This is a genomic window from Streptomyces sp. NPDC057474 (genome assembly GCF_042802555.1).
Classification (GTDB): Bacteria; Actinomycetota; Actinomycetes; order Streptomycetales; family Streptomycetaceae; genus Streptomyces.
The window spans coordinates 1-7,123 of the sequence record NZ_JBHVDX010000348.1 but is presented as its reverse complement, the minus strand read 5'-3'; the positions used below and the strand labels follow the sequence as shown (position 1 = coordinate 7,123).

Sequence of the window (7,123 nt, the reverse complement as noted above, 5' to 3'; positions counted from 1 at the left end):
TCAGCTGGCATAATCGCCCCTCGGGGCCCTGTTCCTTTTACATGTGGCCCCAAATCTGCACCTGGGGGGGGGGGGGGCCCGGTTGGGGGGGGTGGCCCCGCCCCTGGGGCCCCGCCTGCTTTCGGTTGTGGTCACCAGTCGGGCGTACCCGTGCTGGCGACGGTCCGGCTAGTTGCTGCTGAAGGTGGCGGGCAGAGCGGCGACCAGCACCTTGTCGGGGTAGGCGGCCACCAGCAGGTCGGTGACGGACGCGGGAGCGTCGGTCTGCACCACGACCTTGTCGTTCACGCCGTCGTAGCGGACGGTCACGCCGTAGTTGGCGGTGTCGCTGGTGGCGCTTGTGATCCGGTCGACGGCCGCGGTCCGGATGGCCTGGATCTGGGCGAAGGTGAACTGAGCACTCTTCGCGGTGGTCGGGGCGGGCCAGTCGCTCGGGATCTGGGCGTCCGTGGAGGTCCAGTGGGGCGGCTTCGCCAGGTTGTTGATGTCGCCGGTGTAGTCGGAGGGGAAGATGAGCTTCGGTCCGACGGTGGGGTCGTCGAACGCGGTGAGCGCGCAGTTGTAGTCGGCGAGGGCCTGGACCTGCTGCCACTGCAGCGAGGTCAGTCCGTCACTGACACCGCTCTTCGGCGTTACGGGGTCGGCGATGTCGTTGGCCGTGGCGGTCTCGTACGGTGCGCACCTGCCGTCCGGGGCCTTGTCACTCTCGATCACGAGCTTGCCCGGGTACTGGGTGGTCAACGGGTCGGTGACCGAGGAGGGGGCGTTGGTCTTCACCACCACCTGGTCGATCGACCCGTCGTAGGAGACGTCCAGCCGGTAGGTGCTGTCGCCGTTCGGCTGCACCTGAGCGGTGACCGCGTCCTCGAGGGCGGAGAGGTCGCTGATCGTGAACAGCTGGCTGATCCCGCGCGTGGACTCGGGCCAGGAGGTGGGGGTGTTCCCGTAGCTGTCGGTCCACCCGGGCGGCATCTCCGGGTTGTTCCAGTCACCGGCGTAGTCCTTGGGGAAAATGATCACCGGTCCGTACCCGGTGTTGTCCTGGAAGGCCGTGAGCGCGCCGTTGTAGGAGGTGATGGCCTGTATCTGCGCCCACTCCAGTTCGGTGGCGCCGGCGTTCGTCAGTACCTCGGAGGGGGACAGCGCCCGGTTGTAGAGACGGAAGTCCCGCATCCGGCCCTTGAAGTACTTGTCGTTGGCGAACAGCGACCGGCCGATGTAGTTCGCAACGGTCGTCCCGTAGCCGATCGCGCCGGGGGTGATTGTCACATTGGTGTTGCGGGCCTTCTCCGCGCCGTTCTCGTACAGGATTCCGGTGGTGCCTGTCTGGGTGTACGTGATGTGCTTCCACATGCCGCGTGTCAGCTGGTATGTCGTGTCCGACGGGCGGGTGTTCTGCTCGTTGACGGAAACGCTCGGCGTGATCGCGGTGCGGAATTCGTTGCCGGTCGTGAACAGGTAGCCGTAGCCGCTCACGCCGGTGCTGTTCTTGTTGCCCATCCCGTACAGGAAGGACGGCTTGCCCATGGTCGGGTCGATCCACGTCTCGAAGTCGACGGTGATCGAGTTCAGGCCGGCCATGATGTTGTCCGGCATCTTGACGTAGGTGTCGGAGCCGTTGAAGCTCAGCCCCTGATCGCCCTTCCAATCGGCGGTGCCGTTGACCGTGCCGTCGTGGTTCTGGCCGGAGGAGTCGTGGGCGACGGTGCCGGAGGTCTCGTCCAGCTTGTAGCGCAGGATCAGCCGGCCGCTCGCGACGTCCGCGTTCAGCCGTAATCCGGCCAACATCGGGGCCTCTTTGCGACGCATGGACGTCTCCCCTGCGATGGCACGTGCCCTGCTGTGCCATACCCAGGGTTTCTACCGTGCCGGTGGCCACCGGCACGCGCGGCAGCTCCTTCCCTCACGCCACAGCCGCTTCCGAATCGAGCACGTTCCTGCTCTCCTGCCTCAGGAGTGGCTCTCCGCCCACTTCGACGACCTGTTGTCCCACTGGGCGCACCACACCGACTGGAAGGTGCGGCACCTGCGGCGCGTTTCAGCGCTCAAGCTCGCGGAGATGAGTGGCGGTGGCACCTGGCCCGATTGCGCAAAGACTCTCCACATCCCGTGGAACACCGCGCAGCAGTCCCTCAAAGTCATCCGGCAGGAGTTGAATTCACGGGATCTGTGGTCGGACTTTGAGCGGTCCGTGGAAAGTGTGGCCAGCCAATTGGACTGGGACACAGATCGTGTTCACTACGGGCGACGCCGGGAGCTTCTTTCGTCCTGGCACGTTCCGGCTGATGACTGGGCCGAACTGTGCCGCGACCCCATGCAGTTCGGCCAGGGGGCCACCTCCCCCACCCGTGACACCGCGACCGTGCTGATCTGGACTCATGTCACTCAGGGCGATCACCTTCACAGCCCCATGCTCGGCGCCCTGAGGGAATCGGGCTGCAGCACCCAGCGCCTGGTCGCGTCGATCAACCAGCTCCGCACCCCAGCCAACCGCAAGGGCGGCAAACGCGAGCTCCTGCGCCGCCTCGAAACGTACTCCGCCGTCCTCGCTACCGCCTGCGACCAGCGCGCTGACACTGCTGCGATCGCAACCACCTTTTCCTCTCCCGCCGATACCAACGAGGCGGGCCGGCTGCTCGCTCCCGTCGCCCGAGCACTCACGGGAGCATCTCTGTGACCTTCCGTCCCTTGGCACGGAGCCTGGCCCCGTTGCCGGAAGAATCTCTGCCTGGCTTCCTACTACGGCTCTCCAGCCGACTCGAGATCCCTCCCCGTTGGCTCGCGGTCCGATGCGGCCTTATTGAACGCTCAGTACACAACGCCCGCATTCCAACCTTGCTTCTGCAGGATCTCCCAGGCGCTATGGCCCAGAACTTCGCCCTGGCCACGGGGCTGGACGTCGCCGAAGTCAGCGCGCTGACATTGAGACGGTTCCAGCCTCATTACTCGCCCCTACGGACCGCGTATCGCACCCCGCACCGTACGACCACCATGCTCAGCGCTCGCTGGGCCATGGAGTTCTCACCGCGCTATTGCCCCCCATGCCTGCGCGGCAACGGGAGCGCGATTGAACAGGCATGGGGCGGACCCTGGAAACTGCAGTGGCATCTACCCGTGGTCTTCGCCTGCCCCCAGCACCACCGTCTGCTGGAATCGGCCTGCCCAGGCTGCCGACGGCAGCTCAACACCTCCAGCTCGGGACGCTTCAACCTGGTCACCAGCCCCGGCACGCGACTGCACGCATTGCAATGCCGCAATCGCACCGAGGACGCGGCACCCAAGGCCCGAGGAAATCGCCGCTGCGGCACCCGGCTGGACCGCCTCGACCATGTCTCAGGCCCACCGCCTGGCCTGATCGCCTCCGACCTCGACCGGCTGCTCGCCCTCCAACACCGCGTCGACCGGCGCCTCTTCGGAGACCAACAAGAGCCGGACGGCAACTCGTACTTCGAAGACCTGCTCCTTGCCGCACACCTGATCACTCTCAGCTGGCCGACCGCTGCCGATCTCATCCCCTCTCGCTCTCTGCAGGCACGTCTCGACGAGCACGCGGCACCGATCACCGAACTGATCCAGGCCAGCCAAGTCACGGGCCTAACCCCGCGGCGCTCCGGTACCCGTGCGGCCCCTGCGGACACCACGCAACGAGCAGCGCTGCTGCTGGCGGCCGACACTCTGCTCGGCGAGCACGACCAGACATCCCTCCGCGAACAGGTCCGGCCGTTGGTCCAAACCGTCCGGTCCCATGCCCCGATGTTCTACGGCCAGATCGCCCGGTCGCTCAACATCTCCCCTCGTTTCGCCCAGGCCCTGGCCACTAAGAGCTACGGCACTCACGGGCACCGCAGCCTGCGGACACCGGCCCGCAAGCACCGGTTCTCGGTTGAGGAGGTCCCGGCCTACCTGCCGAAACCTTGGTTCGACACCTACTTCGATGGCTTCCTCGATCACATGCCAGAAGACCAACGCCCCAGGGTGCGCGCGCTGCGCCGCGCCGCCTCTATCCGGCTCGTGAGACTCATCACCGGCGCCTCCTGGCCCCGATGCGCCGAGGTCCTCGACCTGACTCCGAAGATGGCCGCCAAGCTCATATTCAGCCTCGCCAAGCGCTTCGATCCTATTAAGCTGTGGTCTGAGTTCGACCGACGAGTCGACCAAATCGCAGATCACCTCGATGTCACCCAGGACCGGATCAACTACGCGAACCGCCGCCAGCGCCTGGCCGAGTGGCGCATGACGAGTGAAGAGTGGCACCTTCTGACTGCCGGCATCCCTCGCCTCCGCAGACTTCACGAGCAGGGCGACCCTGAGATTGGGGCCGCCCTCGCACGGAGCGGAGCCACTCAGGGCGAACCTGTCCACAGCCCCGTCATCCGTGAATCCGAGCGCAACGGCGGTGACGTCACCTTGCTCACCAGGGAACTCTCCGTTCTCCAGGGAGACGACTTGCGCGGTGCCCGGCTCCATCTCCGTAGACGTCTCGACGTCTACGCGGCGCATCTGGCGAGCGCCTGCGACCGTGGGGCCAGCCTCCAGGTCCGCATTGACGACATCCTGATCCGGGGCTGACCTTAGCGTGAGGATCACAACAGGCCCCACCCTGAGGGACGAAGCAGCGAGCAGTTCTGCTGGCGCGGACGCCTGAGACTAGACACGACTCGGGACTCCCTGCGACCAGAATCTGCGCCTCCGTGTCTCAGTACGCACGATCATCTAGTAGGAGACACGAACGCGCAGCACGCCCGAACCTCACCAGCCCTGAGGAAGCAGCAGGTCAGCCGCCTCGGACAGTCTGCAAGCCAGGTCCGCTACCCTCCGGTCCGCACCTCGCTACGGTGCCAACTGTCCCGCTTTTGTGCCAACTAAAAAGCCTCGTCACAGTCAGGCTAACGCCGTACCCGGGGCATCCCCAGGCCGATCCACGAGATGATCTCGCGCTGGATCTCGTTGTTGCCGCCGCCGAAGGTGAAGATGACGGCCGAGCGGTAGCCGCGTTCGAGTTCGCCGTGGAGGACCGCGCCCACGGAGCCCTCCTTGAGGGCGCCGGCGATGGCGACGATCTCCATGAGCCAGGCGTAGGCGTCGCGGCGGGCCTCGGAGCCGTAGACCTTGACGGCGGAGGCGTCCTGCGGGGTGAGGGTGCCTTCCTGGACGGCGCTGACCATACGCCAGTTGAGGAGCTTGAGGGCGTCGAGCCTGGTGTGGGTCCGGGCGAGGCGACGGCGGACCCAGGGCAGGTCGATGACGCGGCGGCCGTCGGCGAGCTTGGTCTCCATGGCCCAGCGCTGGACGTTGTGCAGCGAGCGGATGGCCATGGTGCCGTGGGCGGCGAGGGTGACGCGCTCGTGGTTGAGCTGGTTGGTGATCAGCCGCCAGCCCTTGTTCTCCTCGCCGACGCGGCGGGAGACGGGGACGCGGATGTCCTCGTAGTAGCTGGCGGTGGTGTCGTGCGAGGCGAGGGTGTTGATGAGGGTGCAGGAGTAGCCGGGTTCCATGGTCGGGACGAGGAGCATGGTGATGCCCTTGTGGGGCGGGGCGTCGGGGTCGGTGCGGACCGCGAGCCACACCCAGTCGGCCGTGTCGCCGTTGGTCGTCCAGATCTTCTGCCCGTTGACGACGTACTCGTCGCCCTCCCTGACCGCGCGGGTCTTCAGCGAGGCCAGGTCCGTGCCGGCATCGGGTTCGCTGTAGCCGATGGCGAAGTCGATCTCACCGGACAGGACGCGCGGCAGGAAGTACGACTTCTGTTCCTCGGTGCCGAACTGCATGATCGTCGGGCCGACGGTGTTGAGTGCCATGAGCGGCAGCGGGACGCCGGCCTGGGCGGCCTCGTCGAAGAAGATGAACTGTTCGATGGCGGTCAGGCCGCGTCCGCCGTACTCCTTGGGCCAGCCCACGCCGAGCCAGCCGTCCGTGCCGAGGCGGCGGATGGTCTCGCGGTAGAAGCGCTTCTGCGCCGCCGGGTCGGCATGGCGGGTGTAGGCACCCGCCGGGACCAACTCGGCGAAGTAGGAGCGCAGTTCGGTGCGCAACCGCTGCTGCTCGGGCGTGTATTCGAGGTGCACGGCGCCTCCAGGCTCCCCAAGGCCGACCTGACGGCGCACACGCTAGAACGTGTTCCAGTAATTGGGAACAGGCGGGAGCGGGACCCTTTCTCGACACCCGGGGCTCAGCGGAGGGTGGTGAGGAAGTCCGTGCAGGCCTGGGCGCACTCGCGGCAGGCCTTGGCGCCGTCCTCGGCGCCGGGGGAATCGTCGAAGACGCGCGCGCATTCCAGGGCGACGGTCCTGCACCACTCCACCTGGAGGCGGATGCCGGCTTCGTCGAGGTTGGCCTCCTCGGAGAGCACCCTGCAGGTGGCGTCGCACACCTCCGCGCACATGATGCCCTTGCGTCGCATCTGTTCCTGGCCTTCGGGCCCGTCCGGATCGGCGAGGCTCGCCCGCAGCGCGCACGCACGCGCACATTCGGTGCACGCCTGCGCACAGGCGAAGCGGTCCTCAAGGAATTGGATGAGTTCCTGCTGGGATGTCGTCATCGAGGTCACCACGGGCGGGTAGCCGGAGGCAATCCGGCCAAACACGGCGGATGGAATCCGCGCCGTTATGCGGTTCACCGGGTTCCGTTTCCGGGGCACAGGACAGGGCACCCGGGCACGAGCCGTTCGAAGCGGGCCGATTCACTCGACCTATTGGGGGTATTCATCCATTATGAACATGGAATGGACTGATATAGCCGCCGAACGCAGCGTACTGGGCGGTATCGCACCGTTCCTGGCAGGCGTCGTGGTGGTGGCCATGCTGATCGGCGCCCTCTGGCTGGGTGCCCGCGTACGCGCCCGTGAGCCGCGCCGGCCGCGCCCCGACGAGCATCCCCGGATGCCCGAGGGCGGTCCCGTCCACGAGGAGCGGCTGAACCGCGAACCGGACGAGATCCCCAAGAGCGACCACCGGCTGACACCGTACGAGGTGCACGGCAACCAGGGGACCCGGCCGAGCCCGGAGAAGAAGCGGCCGCGCTGGGGCAGGAACAGCAGCGGCGGCTTCGGCAGCGGCGGCCTGGGCGCGCACTGACACCCGCACCAAAGCCGAGGGGCGCGCCGTCGAACGGATCCGTTCGACGG

The 7,123-nt window shown here is 66.8% G+C and carries 6 protein-coding genes; 3 read left to right on the top strand and 3 right to left on the bottom strand.

From position 1 onward, the window contains the following. Window positions 1-168: 168 nt before the first annotated feature. Window positions 169-1,809: a LamG domain-containing protein gene (locus tag ACFU53_RS45280; protein ID WP_384005912.1), complete on the bottom strand. Its 1,641-nt coding sequence runs from the start codon at window positions 1,807-1,809 to the stop codon at window positions 169-171. Between the two features lie 16 nt (window positions 1,810-1,825). On the opposite strand from ACFU53_RS45280, the gene ACFU53_RS45275 reads away from it, so the two are divergent. After that, on the top strand, window positions 1,826-2,677 hold the full coding sequence (locus ACFU53_RS45275; protein WP_384005911.1) for a hypothetical protein: 852 nt from the start codon (window positions 1,826-1,828) through the stop codon (window positions 2,675-2,677). Next, complete coding sequence (locus ACFU53_RS45270) at window positions 2,674-4,569, top strand: TniQ family protein (RefSeq protein WP_384005909.1); 1,896 nt, start codon at window positions 2,674-2,676, stop codon at window positions 4,567-4,569. Before ACFU53_RS45275 ends, ACFU53_RS45270 begins: the two co-directional genes overlap by 4 nt. Window positions 4,570-4,886: 317 nt before the next feature. On the opposite strand, the gene ACFU53_RS45265 is transcribed toward ACFU53_RS45270, so the two are convergent. Then, window positions 4,887-6,065, bottom strand: a complete 1,179-nt coding sequence (locus ACFU53_RS45265) for an acyl-CoA dehydrogenase family protein (RefSeq protein ID WP_384005907.1) — start codon at window positions 6,063-6,065, stop codon at window positions 4,887-4,889. A 104-nt stretch (window positions 6,066-6,169) separates the two neighbouring features. Then, entirely contained in the window at window positions 6,170-6,538 is a 369-nt protein-coding gene (locus ACFU53_RS45260) for a ferredoxin (RefSeq protein ID WP_384005905.1), read from the bottom strand. Window positions 6,539-6,710: 172 nt separating this feature from the next. Between ACFU53_RS45260 and ACFU53_RS45255 the strand changes: the two genes are divergently transcribed. Continuing rightward, window positions 6,711-7,073 carry a DUF6479 family protein gene (locus tag ACFU53_RS45255; RefSeq protein WP_384005903.1) on the top strand — a complete coding sequence of 121 codons (363 nt, stop codon included), beginning with the start codon at window positions 6,711-6,713 and terminating at the stop codon, window positions 7,071-7,073. Window positions 7,074-7,123: the final 50 nt, after the last annotated feature.

Bases quoted from the DNA above. Each gene is read 5' to 3' on its own strand.
- ACFU53_RS45280 (WP_384005912.1), bottom strand. From the start codon at position 1,809: ATGCGTCGCAAAGAGGCCCCGATGTTGGCCGGATTACGGCTGAACGCG.
- ACFU53_RS45275 (WP_384005911.1), top strand. From the start codon at position 1,826: ATGGCACGTGCCCTGCTGTGCCATACCCAGGGTTTCTACCGTGCCGGT.
- ACFU53_RS45260 (WP_384005905.1), bottom strand. From the start codon at position 6,538: ATGACGACATCCCAGCAGGAACTCATCCAATTCCTTGAGGACCGCTTC.
- ACFU53_RS45255 (WP_384005903.1), top strand. From the start codon at position 6,711: ATGAACATGGAATGGACTGATATAGCCGCCGAACGCAGCGTACTGGGC.